This is a genomic window from Streptomyces sp. NRRL S-31 (assembly GCF_000718775.1).
Taxonomy (GTDB): Bacteria; Actinomycetota; Actinomycetes; order Streptomycetales; family Streptomycetaceae; genus Streptomyces.
This window is the reverse complement of the sequence record NZ_JOCB01000069.1, coordinates 1-16,032: the sequence shown is the minus strand read 5'-3', so window position 1 is coordinate 16,032 and position 16,032 is coordinate 1. Positions and strand designations below refer to the sequence as shown.

Annotated in this window: 15 protein-coding genes; 10 read left to right on the top strand and 5 right to left on the bottom strand. The window is 73.9% G+C overall.

The genetic code is table 11. The features are described from left to right. Window positions 1-355 precede the first annotated feature (355 nt). The 7 genes from IF37_RS0125020 (at window position 356) to mug (ending at window position 7,590) form a co-directional block, all read left to right on the top strand. Complete coding sequence (locus IF37_RS0125020; protein ID WP_030746698.1) at window positions 356-1,243, top strand: LLM class F420-dependent oxidoreductase; 888 nt, start codon at window positions 356-358, stop codon at window positions 1,241-1,243. 45 nt (window positions 1,244-1,288) lie between these two features. After that, window positions 1,289-1,726: a GNAT family N-acetyltransferase gene (locus tag IF37_RS0125015; protein WP_030746696.1), complete on the top strand. Its 438-nt coding sequence runs from the start codon at window positions 1,289-1,291 to the stop codon at window positions 1,724-1,726. Between the two features lie 173 nt (window positions 1,727-1,899). Then, a complete protein-coding gene (locus IF37_RS0125010) occupies window positions 1,900-3,270 on the top strand; it encodes a hemolysin family protein (RefSeq protein ID WP_030746693.1) in 1,371 nt (456 codons plus the stop codon). Beyond that, entirely contained in the window at window positions 3,267-4,286 is a 1,020-nt protein-coding gene (locus IF37_RS0125005) for a hemolysin family protein (RefSeq protein WP_030746690.1), read from the top strand. The genes IF37_RS0125010 and IF37_RS0125005 overlap by 4 nt, the downstream gene beginning before the upstream one ends. A gap of 370 nt (window positions 4,287-4,656) precedes the next feature. Continuing rightward, window positions 4,657-5,490: an SGNH/GDSL hydrolase family protein gene (locus IF37_RS0125000; RefSeq protein WP_030746687.1), complete on the top strand. Its 834-nt coding sequence runs from the start codon at window positions 4,657-4,659 to the stop codon at window positions 5,488-5,490. Between the two features lie 73 nt (window positions 5,491-5,563). Then, window positions 5,564-7,006 carry an adenylosuccinate lyase gene (purB, locus tag IF37_RS0124995; RefSeq protein ID WP_030746684.1) on the top strand — a complete coding sequence of 481 codons (1,443 nt, stop codon included), beginning with the start codon at window positions 5,564-5,566 and terminating at the stop codon, window positions 7,004-7,006. 89 nt (window positions 7,007-7,095) lie between these two features. Then, window positions 7,096-7,590: a G/U mismatch-specific DNA glycosylase gene (mug, locus tag IF37_RS0124990; protein WP_301540348.1), complete on the top strand. Its 495-nt coding sequence runs from the start codon at window positions 7,096-7,098 to the stop codon at window positions 7,588-7,590. 326 nt (window positions 7,591-7,916) lie between these two features. On the opposite strand, the gene IF37_RS39660 is transcribed toward mug, so the two are convergent. The 5 genes from IF37_RS39660 to IF37_RS0124965 form a co-directional block, all read right to left on the bottom strand. Further along, the gene (locus IF37_RS39660; RefSeq protein WP_037856992.1) at window positions 7,917-8,492 is read right to left on the bottom strand and encodes a hypothetical protein; all 576 of its coding nucleotides are present in this window, start codon (window positions 8,490-8,492) and stop codon (window positions 7,917-7,919) included. Window positions 8,493-8,495: 3 nt separating this feature from the next. Beyond that, on the bottom strand, window positions 8,496-10,142 hold the full coding sequence (ctaD, locus tag IF37_RS0124980; protein ID WP_253915840.1) for a cytochrome c oxidase subunit I: 1,647 nt from the start codon (window positions 10,140-10,142) through the stop codon (window positions 8,496-8,498). Between the two features lie 264 nt (window positions 10,143-10,406). Next, window positions 10,407-10,850, bottom strand: coding sequence for a hypothetical protein (locus tag IF37_RS0124975; RefSeq protein WP_030746673.1), 444 nt, complete (start codon window positions 10,848-10,850; stop codon window positions 10,407-10,409). Window positions 10,851-10,927: 77 nt separating this feature from the next. Then, complete coding sequence (locus IF37_RS0124970) at window positions 10,928-11,644, bottom strand: ABC transporter permease subunit (protein ID WP_030746670.1); 717 nt, start codon at window positions 11,642-11,644, stop codon at window positions 10,928-10,930. A 2-nt stretch (window positions 11,645-11,646) separates the two neighbouring features. Further along, entirely contained in the window at window positions 11,647-12,567 is a 921-nt protein-coding gene (locus IF37_RS0124965) for an ATP-binding cassette domain-containing protein (RefSeq protein WP_030746667.1), read from the bottom strand. Between the two features lie 108 nt (window positions 12,568-12,675). Between IF37_RS0124965 and IF37_RS0124960 the strand changes: the two genes are divergently transcribed. The 3 genes from IF37_RS0124960 (at window position 12,676) to IF37_RS0124950 (ending at window position 15,906) form a co-directional block, all read left to right on the top strand. Then, window positions 12,676-13,830 (top strand): sensor histidine kinase, encoded by a 1,155-nt coding sequence (locus tag IF37_RS0124960; protein WP_030746663.1) that lies wholly within the window; start codon window positions 12,676-12,678, stop codon window positions 13,828-13,830. A 178-nt stretch (window positions 13,831-14,008) separates the two neighbouring features. Continuing rightward, window positions 14,009-14,656 (top strand): response regulator transcription factor, encoded by a 648-nt coding sequence (locus IF37_RS0124955; RefSeq protein ID WP_030746660.1) that lies wholly within the window; start codon window positions 14,009-14,011, stop codon window positions 14,654-14,656. Between the two features lie 95 nt (window positions 14,657-14,751). After that, on the top strand, window positions 14,752-15,906 hold the full coding sequence (locus IF37_RS0124950) for an ROK family transcriptional regulator (protein ID WP_030746658.1): 1,155 nt from the start codon (window positions 14,752-14,754) through the stop codon (window positions 15,904-15,906). Window positions 15,907-16,032 lie beyond the last annotated feature (126 nt).

Sequence of the window (16,032 nt, the reverse complement as noted above, 5' to 3'; positions counted from 1 at the left end):
CCCCGACGCTAGCGCCGGGATGCTAGCGCAGGCAAGGGCGCGCGGACACCCGGCGTCGGGCCGGCCCGGCCGAGGGGCGGCTCTCCCTGGACGCCGGCTACGCCGCGGACCACGGCGTGCGGCTCGCGGTGTGCCGGCGACGGCGATCCCCTGGGGCACGATCGTCGCGGTGGTGCCTCGGCTCGGCGGTGGTGGGCGTGGCGGCAGCCCCGCTGCGGCGCTGCGGGCGTCGCGGCTGCGGCGCTGCGGGCGTCGCGGATGAACGCACCGGCGGCGATCGCCCACGAGTGAGCATGCCGGTCCGGGCGTGATGGAATCGGACCGGGTACAAGTCGTCGTCCGTCAGGGGAAGTTCATGCCGCGTCCGTTCCGCTTCGGAGTCAATCTGCTCAATCCCGCGCCCGCCGCCGAGTGGCGCGCCACCTGCCGCCGCGCCGAGGAGCTGGGCTACGACGTGATCCTCGTCCCGGACCACCTGGGAATGCCGGCGCCCTTCCCGGCCCTGGTCGCGGCGGCGCAGGCGACCGAACGGCCGCGGGTCGGCACCTTCGTGCTCAACGCGGGCTTCTGGAACCCGGCGCTGCTCGCCCGCGAGGTGGCGACCACGGACGCGCTGACCGGCGGGCGGCTCGAACTGGGCCTCGGCACCGGGTACGTGCCGGCGGAGCACGAGGCGGCCGGGCTGCCGTACGGCTCGCCGCGCGAGCGGGTGGACCACCTGGAGCGCACGGTGACGGAGCTGGCGCGGCTGCTCGGCGACGCCGACGGGCAGCCGCGGCCCGCGCAGTCCCGGGTGCCGGTGCTGATCGGCGCCAACGGCGACCGGATGCTGCGCCTGACCGCCGCGCACGCCGACATCGCGGCCTTCACCGGGGCCCGGCCGGGTGACACGCCCGGTGCGCTGGACCCGCTGGACGCCGGGGAGCTGGACGAGCGGGTGGCCCGCTACCGCGCCCTGGCGGCCGGCCGGACGGCGTCCGCCGAGCTGAACCTGCTGATCCAGCAGGTGGCCGTCACCGACGACCCCGAGTCCGCGCTGAAGCCGCTGCTGGAGCGGCAGCCCCGGCTGACCCTGGACCGGGCGCTGGACCTGCCCATCGTGCTCGCCGGCCCGCTGGAGGACGTCGTGGCGAAGGTACGGGCGCTGCGGGAGCGGTTCGGATTCTCGTACCTGACGGTGCTGGAGCCGTTCATGGAGGAGTTCGCCCCGGTGATGGAGCGGCTGCGGGACCGGTCCGCATGACGGAATCCCGGGTGCCGCCCGGGTGCGCGCGGTCATGATGGCGGAATGACCGACCTGTGTGTACGTGCCGCCGTCCCCGACGACCTCGACGCCGTCCTCGCCTTCTGGCGGACCGCCGCCGAGGGGACGAGCATCAGCGACGACCGCGCCGGTGTCGAGCGGCTGGTGGAGCGCGATCCGGAGGCGCTGATCCTCGCCGAGTCGGCGGGCGGGCTGGTGGGCACGGTGATCGCGGGCTTCGACGGCTGGCGGTGCCATCTGTACCGGCTCGCGGTGCATCCGCGGTGGCGGCGGCAGGGCATCGGCTCGGCGCTGCTGGCCGCCGCCGAGGAACGGTTCGTACGGCTCGGCGGGCGGCGGGCGGACGCCATGGTGCTGGTCCGCAACGAGTCGGCACACCACGCGTGGCGCGCGGCCGGGTACGCGCCCGAGGAGCGATGGCGGCGCTGGGTGAAGCCCCTCACGGAGCCCCTCACCGACTGAGACCGGAGCCCGTTCGAGAGCCTCCGGAAGGCTTTTTTGCTCATCCTTTACCATTGGGGGAGCACTCGGCCCCCTATGAAAGGTTGTGAGCGTCCGCCCATGGGCGAGCCTCCCAGTTCGCGACACCGCGCGCTTCCCCCTGCCCTGCCCGATCATCAAAGGGGGGTGACCCGATGACCGAAGTGCTCCTCCTCTTGCTGGCGATCCTGCTGTCCTTCGCCTGCGGCGCCTTCGTGGCGGCGGAGTTCTCGCTGACCACGGTGGAACGCGGCGAGCTGGAGCGGGCCGCCGAACGCGGCGAGCGCGGCGCCCCGGGCGCCCTGAAAGCTGTACGGAACCTGACCTTCCAGCTCTCCGGCGCCCAGCTCGGCATCACCGTCACCAACCTGGTGGTCGGCATGCTCGCCGAGCCCTCGATCGCCAAACTGCTCGCCGGGCCGTTCCAGGCGGTCGGTCTGTCGCGGAGCGCGGCGGGCACGGTCGCGCTGGTGCTGGGCACCGCCCTGTCGACGGTGTTCCTGATGGTCGTCGGCGAGCTGGTGCCGAAGAACTGGGCGATCTCCTCGCCGCTGGCGATGGCCAAGCGGGTGGGCACCGCGCAGAGCTGGTTCAGCGCGGCCTTCCGGCCCTTCATCACGCACCTGAACAACACGGCCAACCACTTCGTGCGCCGCCTCGGCATCGAACCGGCCGAGGAACTGGCCTCCGCGCGCGGTCCGCAGGAGCTGGCCGCCCTCGCCCGGCACTCCGCCAAGGAGGGCGCCCTGGAGGCGGACACCGCCGAGCTGTTCGTCCGGACGCTGAACCTGGCCGACCTCACGGCCGAGAACGTGATGACCCCGCGCGTCCAGGTCATAGCCCTCGACGCACAGGCCACCTGCGAGGACGTGGCCAACGCCACCCGGGCCACCGGTCTGTCCCGGTTCCCGGTCTACCGGGGCAGCCTGGACTCGGTCGTCGGGACCGCCCACATCAAGGACGTGCTGGCCGTCCCCGCCGACCAGCGGCGCCACCGCACGGTCGCACAGGTGATGCGCGAGCCGCTGCTGGTCCCGGAGTCCCTGACCGTGGACCGGCTGCTGGACCGGCTCGGCGGCCGGCGCACGATGGCCGTCGTCATCGACGAGTACGGCGGCACGGCCGGCGTGGCCACCCTGGAGGACATCGTGGAGGAGGTCGTCGGCGAGGTGCGGGACGAGCACGACCCGCACGAGACGCCCGACCTCGCCCCGGCCGGCGCGGACGAGACCGGCCGCGCCCTGTACGCGGCGGACGGCGCCGCCCGTACCGACCAGCTCGCCCGCGTGGGACTGCGCGTGCCCGACGGGCCGTACGAGACGCTGGCCGGCCTGGTCGCCACCGAGCTGGGCCGGATACCCGCGGCCGGGGACAGCGTCGACGTGGCCGGCTGGCGGCTTGACGTGATCGACGCCTCGGGCCGCCGGGCCGCTCGTGTGCTGCTGCACGCGCCACTGGACGACGAACGGGCCGACGGCCCCGGCCGTGCCCGCCACGGCCGCGGGACGCGGGAGGGGACACGATGACCGCCCTACAGCTGCTGATCGGGCTGGCGACCCTCGTCGTCAACGCCTTCTTCGTGGGCGCCGAGTTCGCGCTGATCTCCGTGCGTCGCTCCCAGATCGAGCCGCTGGCCCAGGAGGGCGACCGCCGCGCGCGGAGCGTGCTGTGGGGTCTGGAGCACGTGTCCGCGCTGCTGGCCGCCGCCCAGCTCGGCATCACGCTGTGCACGCTGGTGCTGGGTGTCGTCGCCGAGCCGGCCATCGCGCACCTGCTGGAGCCGGTGTTCCACGCGGTGGGCGTGCCCGCGGGCGCGGGGCACGCCGTGTCCTTCGTGATCGCGCTGACCCTCGCCACGTATCTGCACATGCTGCTCGGCGAGATGGTGCCCAAGAACATCGCGCTCGCGGAACCGGTGCGCAGCGCGCTGCTGCTCGGCCCGCCGCTGGTCGCCCTGTCCCGGGCGCTGCGCCCGGTGATCTTCGCGATCAACGCCTTCGCCAACGGGTTGCTGAAGTTGCTGCGGGTGGAGGCCAAGGACGAGGTCGCGGCGACCTTCACGGACACCGAACTCGCCGAGATCGTCAAGGACGCGAGCCAGGCGGGGCTGATCGACGACCGCGCGCAGGAGCGGCTGCACGACGCCCTGGAGCTGGGCAGCCGGCCGGTGCGGGACGTGGTCGTGCCGTTGCAGCGGGTGGTCTACGCGCGCGTGGGCGTCACCCCGGAACAGCTGGAGCGGCTGTCGGCCGAGTCGGGCTTCTCCCGGTTCCCGGTGGTCGACACGGGCCGCCGGATCGTGGGCTACCTGCACGTCAAGGACGCGCTGGACGCCTCGCCGCGGGACGTGCCGTTCCGGCTGCGGGACATGCGGTCCATCGCGCGCGTGCGGGAGAGCACTCCGCTGGACGACGTGCTCACCGCGATGCGCGGCAGCCGGACCCACGTGGCGGCCGTGCTCGGCGACGACGGACGCCTGGCGGGCCTGGTCACCATGGAGGACCTGCTCCGCGAACTCTTCGGCCAGCCCGCGCCGGGGTGATCCGGCGGGGGTGATCCGACACCCGGAGCGGAGCGATCCGACGGAAACGCCCGGGCCGGGGTGATCCGGCGCGGACGCCCGGGGCGGGGTGGTCCGGCGCAGACGCCCGATCCATGGTGGTCCGGGGGGTGCCCGGCCCGGGGGCCGGGGAGTACTCGGGTCGGACGGTCCAGCGGAGACGCCCGGCCAGAACGATCCCGCGGGGACGCCCGGCCCGGGATGGCCCGGCGCACACGCCCGATCCGGGATCACCCGGCGGGCACGCCCGATCCCGGATGACCCGGCGGTGCGTCGCGCGGGGTGCCGGGAGTGCCGGGTTCCGGGGTGACCGACCGGCGGGTATGGCGCGCGGGATACCATCGCTGTCGCCATGCAGACGAATCCCACACCTCCCCCGTACTCCAGCCTGGTCGCGGTCGGCGACTCCTTCACCGAGGGCATGTCGGACCTGCTGCCCGACGGCTCTTACCGGGGCTGGGCGGATGTGCTCGCCGCGCGGATGGCCGCCCGCACACCCGGGTTCCGGTACGCCAACCTGGCCGTGCGCGGCAAGCTGATCGGGCAGATCGTCGACGAGCAGGTGCCGACGGCGGCGGCCATGAACGCCGACGTCGTCACCCTGGTCGGCGGGCTCAACGACACCCTGCGCCCCAAGTGCGACATGGTCCGGGTGCGGGACCTGCTCACCGAGGCCGTGGAGCGGCTGGCACCCTCCTGCCGGCAGCTGGTGCTGATGCGCAGCCCCGGCCGCCGGGGTCCGGTGCTGGAGCGGTTCCGGCCGCGCATGGAGGAGCTGTTCGCCTGCGTGGACGAGCTGGCCGCGCGGCACGGCGCCCTGGTGGTCGACCTGTACGGGGCGCCCGCGCTGGCCGACCCCCGGCTGTGGGACGTGGACCGGCTGCACCTGACGGCGGAGGGACACCGCCGGGTCGCCGAGGCGGTGTGGCAGACCCTCGGCCACGAGCCGGAGGACACCGAGTGGCACGTGCCGATGGCGGCGACGCTCCCGCCGGGCTGGGTGGAGCGCCGGGTCGCGGACGCGCGGTTCGCCCGGCAGCACCTGCTCCCGTGGATAGGCCGCCGGCTGACCGGCCGCTCCTCCGGCGACGGCCGTCCGCCCAAGCGCCCGGACCTGGTGCCGTACGAGGGATACGAGGGGCAGGCACAGCCTCCCCGCCCCGACGACCCGGTCGGCGTCGGGTGACGTGCGTCTCGTAGCTTCCGCCGAGCGGGGGCGTGGCGCTGGCCTGCACGAACCGCCAGTAGACTCTGGACACGTGACTTCTGCGCCCGCCAAGCCCCGCATCCCGAACGTCCTCGCCGGACGCTACGCCTCCGCCCAGCTCGCCACGCTCTGGTCCCCCGAGCAGAAGGTGAGACTGGAGCGGCAGCTCTGGCTCGCCGTGCTGCGGGCCCAGAAGGACCTCGGCATCGAGGTGCCGGACGAGGCGATCGCCGACTACGAGCGCGTGCTCGACACCGTCGACCTGGCCTCGATCGCCGAGCGCGAGAAGGTCACCCGGCACGACGTGAAGGCGCGGATCGAGGAGTTCAACGCCCTCGCCGGGCACGAGCACGTGCACAAGGGCATGACCTCCCGCGACCTCACCGAGAACGTCGAGCAGCTCCAGATCCGGCTCTCGCTGGAGCTGATGCGCGACCGTACGGTGGCCGTGCTCGCGCGCCTCGGCAAGCTCGCCGGCGAGTACGCGGAGCTGGTCATGGCCGGCCGCTCCCACAACGTGGCCGCGCAGGCCACCACCCTGGGCAAGCGTTTCGCGACCGCCGCCGACGAGCTCCTCGTGGCGTACGGCCGGATCGAGGAGCTGCTGGGCCGCTACCCGCTGCGCGGCATCAAGGGCCCGGTCGGTACGGCGCAGGACATGCTGGACCTGCTGAGCGGCGACACGGCGAAGCTCGCCGAGCTGGAGCACCGCATCGCGCGGCACCTGGGCTTCGGGCATGCCTTCACCTCCGTCGGCCAGGTCTACCCGCGCTCGCTGGACTACGAGGTCGTCAGCACGCTGGTTCAGCTGGCGGCGGCGCCGTCCTCGCTGGCCAAGACGATCCGGCTGATGGCCGGGCACGAGCTGGTCACCGAGGGCTTCAAGCCGGGGCAGGTCGGCTCCTCGGCCATGCCGCACAAGATGAACACCCGCTCCTGTGAGCGCGTCAACGGCCTCATGGTGATCCTGCGCGGCTACGCCTCGATGACCGGCGAGCTGGCGGGCGACCAGTGGAACGAGGGCGACGTGTCCTGCTCGGTGGTGCGCCGGGTGGCACTGCCGGACGCGTTCTTCGCGCTGGACGGCCTGCTGGAGACGTTCCTGACCGTCCTCGACGAGTTCGGCGCCTTCCCCGCGGTCGTCGCCCGTGAGCTGGACCGCTACCTGCCGTTCCTGGCCACCACCAAGGTGCTCATGGCCGCGGTGCGGGCCGGCGTCGGCCGCGAGGTCGCGCACGAGGCGATCAAGGAGAACGCGGTCGCCACGGCGCTCGCCATGCGCGAACAGGGCGCCGAGCGCAACGACCTGCTCGACAAGCTGGCCGCCGACGAGCGCCTGCCGCTCGACCGCGAGCAGCTGGCCGCGCTGATGGCCGACAAGCTCTCCTTCACCGGTGCCGCCGCCGACCAGGTCGCCGTCGTCCTCGCCCGGATCGAGGAGACCGTCAAGCAGCGCCCGGAGGCGGCCGGTTACACCCCCGGGGCAATCCTCTGACCAGCGCACCGCGAGCACCGCGCACACCGCGTACACCGCGCTTCACCAGGGCGGAGCTGGAGGCCGCCCGCGACCGTATCGTCCCGGACGTGGTCGCGGACGGCCTGCGTGTGCTCTTCTGTGGCATCAACCCCGGGCTGATGACGGCGGCGACCGGCCACCACTTCGCCCGCCCCGGGAACCGGTTCTGGCCGGTGCTGCACCTGTCCGGCTTCACGCCGCGGCTGCTGCGGCCGGACGAGCAGGGCGAGTTGCCCGCGTACGGGCTGGGCATCACCAACGTGGTGGCGCGGGCGACCGCGCGGGCGGACGAGCTGACCCCCGAGGAGTACGTCGAGGGCGGGCGGCTGCTGACCGAGAAGGTGATGCGGCTGCGGCCGAAGTGGCTGGCGGTGGTCGGCGTGACCGCCTACCGCGCGGCCTTCGGCGACCGCACGGCCCAGGTCGGCCCGCAGCAACGCGCCATCGGGGACACCCGGGTGTGGGTACTGCCCAACCCCAGCGGCCTCAACGCGCACTGGACGACGGCCACCATGGCGGAGGAGTTCGCCCGGCTGCGCGAGGCGTCGGCCCCCGCGTCCTGATCTCCGGCCGCCCCAGGACCTGGCGGGACCCGGCTCCTCGGGCGGCTCCGCATCGCGGTGCCGGAAACGGCGACGGGCCGGAGGTCCTTCCACTCCGGGCCCGTCCGGCTACCGGCCCCGCCGGGACCGCTCACGCGCCCTCCGGGTACGCCGGTGAACGACGCGCACATAGGCCACCGCGAGCGCCAGAACGCTCCGGGTGGCGCCGCCCGCTCCGGACCGCCGGCCGCCCCGGGGGGACGGACCGGTGAGGGCCGGCCCCTCGGGAGTGCCCCGCCGCGGTTCCGGGGACGGCGACGGGTCGGGGGTGTCCCGGCGACGGTCGCTCATCCACGGGACCGTTCGGGCGTCGTTGCCCGTCGTGTGCCGGTGCGGCGGCGAGCCACGCGCGCGTACGCCGCCGCCGACGCGAGGAACGCGCCGAGTACGGCGGCGGGGACGGTGAGGGCCACCGGTCGGCTCGTGGTGTGTCCGGCCACGAAGGAGGCTCCGGCCGCCGCCGCGAGGGTGGCGGCCACCAGTCCCGCGCCGACGAGGACGGCCACGACGTGCCGGCCGCGGTCCGCCGCCAGCAGGGTGGCCCCCTGCCCCAGTCGCGTCCACTGGAGGGCGGCTTCGCGTGTCTCCCGCCGCCGGAGCGCCGCCGCGCGGGTCATCAGGGCGGCCGTGAGGAGTCCGCCCGTGCCGGCCGCGGCGCACGGTGTCCACCACGTCCGGGTCAGGAGCAGCAGTACGGTGACGATCCCGGCCGTGCCCCAGCCGGTCAGGCAGCCGACCGCCGCCCGGCGGTGCGAGGCGGGCCGGTCGGCCCCGGCGCGCAGGGTCACGAGGGCCGGTACGTACCAGACGCAGCCGGACGCGGTCGTCGTGGCGGTGGCGAGGGCGAGAAGTGCTTGCCGCACGGTCTACCTCGCGGCCTCTTCGAGAGCGGCGATCTCCGGATGGTGCAGGTCGAACGCCGGGGACTCGGACCGGATCCGCGGGAGCGAGACGAAGTTGTGGCGCGGGGGCGGGCAGGAGGTGGCCCATTCCAGGGAGCGGCCGTAACCCCAGGGGTCGTCGGTCCGTACCGGCTCGCCGTACCTGGCGGTCTTCCACACGTTGTAGAGGAACGGCAGGATCGACAGGCCGAGCAGGAAGGAGCCGATCGTGGAGAGGGTGTTGAGGGCCGTGAAGCCGTCCGCGGCCAGGTAGTCGGCGTAGCGGCGGGGCATGCCCTCCGCGCCCAGCCAGTGCTGGACCAGGAAGGTCAGGTGGAAGCCCGCCGTCAGTGTCCAGAAGGTGATCTTGCCGAGGCGTTCGTCCAGCATCCTGCCGGTGAACTTGGGCCACCAGAAGTGGAATCCGGCGAACATCGCGTAGACGACCGTGCCGAACACCGTGTAGTGGAAGTGGGCGACGACGAAGTACGAGTCGGACAGGTGGAAGTCCAGCGGCGGCGAGGCCAGGATCACCCCCGTGAGCCCGCCGAAGACGAAGGTGATGAGGAACCCGCTCGTCCACAGCATCGGTGTCTCGAAAGACAGCGAGCCCTTCCACATCGTGCCGATCCAGTTGAAGAACTTCACCCCGGTCGGCACGGCGATCAGGAAGGTCATGAAGGAGAAGAAGGGCAGCAACACTCCACCGGTGACGTACATGTGATGGGCCCACACCGTCACGGACAGACCGGCGATCGCGATGGTCGCGGCGACCAGGCCCATGTAGCCGAACATCGGCTTGCGGCTGAACACTGGGATGACCTCGGAGACGATCCCGAAGAACGGCAGGGCCAGGATGTACACCTCGGGATGGCCGAAGAACCAGAACAGGTGCTGCCACAGCAGGGCACCGCCGCTGGCCGCGTCGAAGACATGGCTGCCGAACTTCCGGTCGCACTCCAGCGCGAACAGCGCGGCGGCCAGCACCGGGAAGACGAGCAGGACCAGCACCGAGGTGAGCAGCACGTTCCAGGTGAAGATCGACATGCGGAACATGGTCATGCCCGGCGCGCGCATGCAGACGATCGTGGTGATGAAGTTGACCGCGCCCGCGATCGAGCCGAAGCCGGACAGTGCCACGCCCATGATCCACAGGTCGGCGCCCAGGCCGGGCGAGTGGACCGCGTCGGACAGCGGCGCGTACAGGAACCACCCGAAGTCCGCCGCGCCGTCCGGGGTGAGGAAGCCGAACGCCGCTATGGAGGAGCCGAACAGGAAGAGCCAGTAGGCGAGCATGTTCAGCCGGGGGAAGGCGACGTCCGGGGCGCCGATCTGCAAGGGCATGATCCAGTTGGCGAAGCCGGTGAACAGCGGCATCGCGAACATCAGCAGCATGATCGAGCCGTGCATGGTGAACGCCTGGTTGAACTGCTCGTTCGACATGATCTGCAAGCCCGGGCGGGCCAGCTCGGCGCGCATCAGCAGCGCCATCACCCCGCCGACGGCGAAGAACACGAAGGCGGTGACCAGATACAGCGTCCCGATCCTCTTGTGGTCGGTCGTGGTCAGCCACTCCGTCCAGGACGCCCGGCCCTCCGCTGGTTCCGCACCCCCCGCCGTGTCCACGGCCATGGGAACCGCGACCGGCGGCCTCCCGGCCCCCACCTGGTGTGTCTGTACCTCGTCCACCGGACGGCGTCCTTCCGCTCTGCTCCTGTAGCAGACGAGCCGGGAAGTGCCGTCAACGGGAGACATGGACATGGCCCTTCCCGGCCGTCGTCACATGATCGTCGGCAGCACCCCGGGTCCGGATAGAGCCGAACGGTCCCGGCAACGGCCCGCGGAGGAGGGACCACCGGCCCTTGCCCGGCCGTGGCGGGCCGGCGGCCAGGGCGGTCAGGGCGGGTCGATCTCCGTCACCACGCCGAGCAGTTGGAAGGGCATCTCCTCGTCCCACCGGGAGACTCCGAGGGCGACCCAGCGGCCGGTGCCGGGCGCCCGCCACACCTGCACGTCCGGGACGTGGCCGCTGAGCCCGGCCCAGGGCTCCGCGATGTCCTCGCCCGCCATGGCGCGGTCCAGCACGCTGTACAGGCTGAAGTGCTGCGGCCGCCCCCAGCGTTCGCCGAGCCGCTCGGCGAGACCGTCCCGGTCGGCCTCGAACTGCTCCTCCGCCTCCTCCCGTCCGCTGCCGTCGTCCTCCCGGAACTCCTCGCCGGTCCGTAAGGCGGCTATGTGATAGCCGGGCCCGCTCTCGCCGTGCTCCGTCCCGACGCGCGCCGCCGGGAACTCCCGGGCGCACAGCAGGTCGACGAGGGCCAGGCACGCGGCGATGTCCATGCTGTCCGTGCGGTCCATGCGGTCCATGCGGTCCATGCGGTCCAGTAAAGCGGGCGCCACTGACAAGTGGCGTTCCGTCAGGCGTCCCGGCACCGCACACTCCACCCTCCCGCCAGGAGGGCCGCCGCCGTCCACAGCGCGGTCACAGCAAGGCCGCTCCACGGGCCGAGGAAGCCGTCCCATGTGCCGTGCAGGACCACTTGGCCGGCCCGGTCGGGCAGGAGATCGGCGACCCCGCCGGACAGGTCGCCGACGACGAAGGACACGATCAGCAGGAACGGGATCAGGACGGAGAGGGTCGCGACTCCGCTGCGCAGCACGGCCGCCAGTCCGGCGGCGAACAGAGCCATCAGCGTCAGGTACAGCCCGCAGCCGACGGCACCGCGCAGCCCCTCGCCCCAGCCGGGCGCGGACGGGCCGAGGGCGGCCCGGCCCACCAGGAGCGTGACGAGACCGGTGAGCAGGCCGACGGCCAGCACCGGCAGCGCGATCGCCGTGGCCTTCGCCGCGCACCAGCGCCCCCGGTCGGGCACCGCCGACAGCGTCAGCGCGAGCGCGCCGCCCCGGAACTCGGACGCCACGGCCGTCGTACCGAAGGCGATCGCGGCGACCTGCCCGAAGCCGACCCCGAAGAACACCGAGGACAGCGGGTCGAAGTCGCCGGTACCGGTGTCGGCCGAGGCGAGCGCCGAGAAGGCGGTGGTGGCGACGAGGATCGCGGCGAGGGCGGCCCACAGGGAGCACAGGGTGCGGATCTTGATCCACTCGGCGTGCAGCACGGGTGCGAAGGACATGGTCAGGTCTCCTGGGGCACGGCGGTGAACTCGGCCTCGGCGGCCGTCAGATCGAGGTAGGCCTCTTCCAGCGTGGCCTCGCGGGCGGTGAGTTCCAGGACGGGGACGCCCGCCTCGGACATCAGCCGGCCGAGGTCGTCCACGCGCGCGTGCGGCACGGTCCAGCTGCCGTCCGGCTCCCGTGCGGCGTCGTGGCCGTGCCGGGCGAGGAGCTCACCGAGGGCGGCCGGGTCGCTGGTGCGGACGCGGACGTGGGGCCGTACGCGCGCGTGGATGAACTCCCGCACCGGGGTGTCGGCGAGCAGCCGGCCCCTGCCGAGGATGAGCAGGTGGTCGGCGAAGGCGGCGGTCTCACCCATCAGGTGGCTGGAGACCAGGACCGTACGGCCGTCCGCCGCGAGCCGGCGCAGCAGCGTGCGGATCCATACGATGCCCTCGGGGTCGAGGCCGTTGGCGGGTTCGTCGAGCAGGACCACCTCGGGGTCGCCGAGCAGGGCGGCGGCGATGCCGAGCCGCTGGCGCATGCCGAGGGAGTACGTGCGCACCCGGCGCCGCGCCACGGGGGCGAGACCGGTCTCCTCCAGGACGGTGTCGACCCGGCGGGCCGGAATGCGGTTGCTCGTTGCCAGGGCCAGCAGGTGATCGCGGGCGGTGCGTGAGCCGTGCGCGGCGCGCGCGTCGAGCAGGGCGCCGACCCGGTTCAGGGGTGCGCGGAGCCGCTGGTAGGCCCGGCCGCCGATGGTGGCGCTGCCGTTGGTGGGCCGGTCGAGGCCGAGGACGAGGCGGAAGGTGGTGGACTTGCCGGCGCCGTTCGGGCCGAGGAAGCCGGTGACGCGGCCGGGCCGGACGCTGAAGGTGAGGTGGTCCACGGCCCGCCGGCCGGCGTACTCCTTGGTGAGGTCTCGTACGTCGATGCTGGTCATGGCGACAGCCTGACCGGACAAGAGGGTTCGGGGCCTCCCCCGCCGGCGGGGACCGTCTCCCCCGGGCGGGGGAGGCCCGTTGTCGGTGCCGCCTGCGACGATGGCCCCATGGTCCGCCTGCTGCGCCCGCTGCTGCGCGGGACGACGTACACACGCCTGCTCCATCTGTGGGTGCCGGTGCTTCCGGTCAGCGTCTGGCTGTTCATCGACCCGTGGCACCCCTGGGTGCCCGCGCTGCTCCTCGTCCCGCTCGGTCTCGTCCCGGCGGTGCGGTTGGGCGAGGGCGTGCAGGCACGGCTGCTGCTGACGCCGGGTGAGGCGGAGCCGGGCATCTCCGAGGCGCCGTCGGCGACCTGGCGGGACCGGCTGCGCACCGTGCTCTGGCTCGGCCTGCGGATGGTGCTCGGCGCGGCGACCGTGGCCGCCATGGTGTGGCTGCTCATCACCGGCTTCGAGCTGGCCCGCTGCGCCTGGGGGAACGCGCCGTCCGGGATACCGCTGCTGGGACGGCTGCCGCCGCACCGCGCCTGGGCGCTGCTCGCGCCGCTGCCGCTGCTCGCCCTGTACGGCGTGGTGGTCGGGCTCGGCGAGCTGGTCACCGCCGGTGCGCGCCGGCTGCTGGGGCCCGGCGCGGCCGAACGGCTGGCCGCGCTGGAGGAGCGTACCGAGCAGTTGCTGGAACGCACCCGGATCGCCCGGGAGTTGCACGACTCGATCGGGCACGCCCTGACGGTGGCGGTGGTGCAGGCGGGTGCCGCGCGGGCGGCGGGCGATCCCGGATTCACCGACCGGGCGCTGGACGCCATCGAGGAGACCGGCCGGGCCGCGCTCGCCGACCTGGAACGGGTGCTGGGCATCCTGCGGGAGGCGGAGCGGCCGGCGAGCGCGCGGCCCACGCTGGCCGACGCGGGCCGGCTGCTGGAGTCGGCGCGGGCGTCCGGGGCGAGGGTCGACGCGGAGGTGACGGGGCCGGTCGAGGCCGTGCCGGGTCCGGTGTCCCGTGAGGGCTACCGCATCCTCCAGGAGGCCCTGACCAACGTGCTGCGGCACGCGGGAGCCGTGCGGGTGCGGGTGCGGATCACGGTCGCCGGCGGCACGCTCGCCCTGGAGGTGCGCAATCCGCTGCCGGGGCCGGTGGCCGGCGCCGGGCGGGGCAGCGGTCTGCGCGGCATACGGGAGCGGGCCGCGCTGCTCGGCGGCGCCGCCCGGACGGGTCCGGACGAGGATGACTGGCAGGTGCGGGCGGAGCTGCCGCTCGGTTGACCCAGGGGGTTTCGTTTGGATCAGGTCGGATCAGGCCGCGGCGTCCGGTGCGGTGCATCGCAAGGCGGAGGACCACCCGCGTACTGGGCGTACTCGGGTGGTCCGACAACGCGGCGAGGCACCGTGCCGGACGCCGCGGACCCGGGCTGATCCAGACGAAACCCCCTAGGCTGGCCGGATGCCGGTCACCGTACTGCTTGTCGACGACGAACCGCTGGTCCGCGCGGGTCTGCGGGCCGTGCTCTCGGCGCAGCCGGACATCGAGGTGGTGGGCGAGGCGGCCGACGGCGCGGCCGTCGTCCCTCTGGTGCGGCGCCTGCGGCCGGACGTGGTCGCCATGGACGTGCGGATGCCCCTGATGGACGGCATCGAGGCCACGCGCGCGGTGCTGCGCACGGTGGACGGGCCGCCGAAGATCCTGGTGGTGACCACCTTCGAGGACGACGCGTACGTGTACGAGGCACTGCGCGCGGGCGCCGACGGGTTCCTGCTCAAGCGGGCCCGCCCGGCGGAGATCGTGCACGCGGTGCGGCTGGTCGCGGAGGGCGAGTCGCTGCTGTTCCCGGCCTCCGTACGGCGGCTCGCCGCCCGGTACGGCGACGGGGGCCGGGCGGCGCTGGAGCGGGCCCGGCTGACGGAGCGGGAGGCGGAGGTGCTGCGGCTCATGGCGCGGGGTCTGTCGAACGCGGAGATCGCCGCCCGGCTGGTCGTGGGTGCCGAGACGGTGAAGACGCATGTGAGTTCCGTCCTCGCCAAGTTGGGCGCGCGGGACCGCACCCAGGCGGTGATCGCGGCCTACGAGTCGGGATTCGTGGGGCCGGGCTGAGCGAGCGCCGGGTCCGGGTGGAGCCCGGCACTCGCCGGGGTGCGCCGGGACGAGTACGATCCGGCCAATACGCCTGCGAGCTGGGAGGACGGACGGTGGGGCAGCTGACCGGCGGCGATCCCTCGCTGCTGCGAAGGATCAATTCCGCGGTGGTGCTGCGCGCACTGCGGGCCACGGACTGTGCGACGCTCACCGAGATCACCCGGGTCACCGGACTGTCCCGGCCGACCGTCGAGGGCGTCGTGGAGGGGCTCATCGAGGGCGGCCTCGTGGTGGAGGCGGCGGCCGACGAGGGCGGCGCCCGCCGGCAGGGGCGGCCCGCCCGGCGGTTCCGGTTCCGGGCCGAGGCGGGGCATCTGCTGGGCCTGGAGATCGGGCCGCACCGGGTCGCCGCGCTCCTGGCCGACCTGGACGGCCGGGTGCTGGGCGCGCAGGCCAAGGAGGTCGGTGTGGGAGCCTCGGCGGACGAGCGGCTGGACCGGCTGCGCGGCGCGGTGGCCGAACTGCTGCGCCGGGCGGGGGTCGCGCGTGGTTCGCTGCGGGCGGTGGGCGTGGGCACGCCCGGCATCGTGGCGGCGGACGGCACGGTACGGCTGAGCACGGCCCTGCCGGAGTGGACGGGCCTGCGGCTCGGCGAACGGCTGAGCCGTTCCTTCCGGTGCCCGGTGCTGGTGGAGAACGACGCCAACGTGGCGGCGGTCGCGGAGCACTGGAAGGGAGCGGCGACCGGGACGGACGACGTGGTGTTCGTGCTGGCCGGGCTGAGCCCGGGGGCCGGTTCGCTGATCGGCGGGCGGCTGCACCGGGGGTACGGCGGGGCGGCCGGGGAGATCGGCGCGCTGCACCTGCTGGGCCGGGGGGCGACGCCGGAGGCGCTGCTGTCCACCACCGACGAGCCGCTGCACCCGCTGGACGAGCAGGCGGTCGCCGAGGTGTTCGCGCTGGCGCGCGAGGGCGACCGGCGGGCGCGGGCGGCCGTGGAGCGCTTCATCCAGCGGCTGGTGCACGACGTGGCGGCGCTGGTGCTGGCGCTCGATCCGGAGCTGGTCGTGGTCGGGGGCTGGGCGGCCGGTCTGAGCGGCGTCCTGGAACCGCTGCGGAGCGAGCTGGCGCGCTACTGCCTGCGGCCGCCCCGGGTCGCGCTGTCGGTGCTGGGCGAGGCGGCGGTCGCGACCGGCGCGCTGCGGCTGGCCCTGGACCACGTGGAGGAGCAGCTGTTCGCGGTGGACGGCACGGTGACGCCGCGCTGAGCGGGGCCGGGCGTGACGGGGGCGGCGCGGCGGCACTCGGCGGCGCCGGGCGTGACGGGAGCGGCGCGGGGGCACTCGGCGGCACCGGGTGCCGGGCGTGGCGGGGGCGGCGCGGGGGCACTCGGC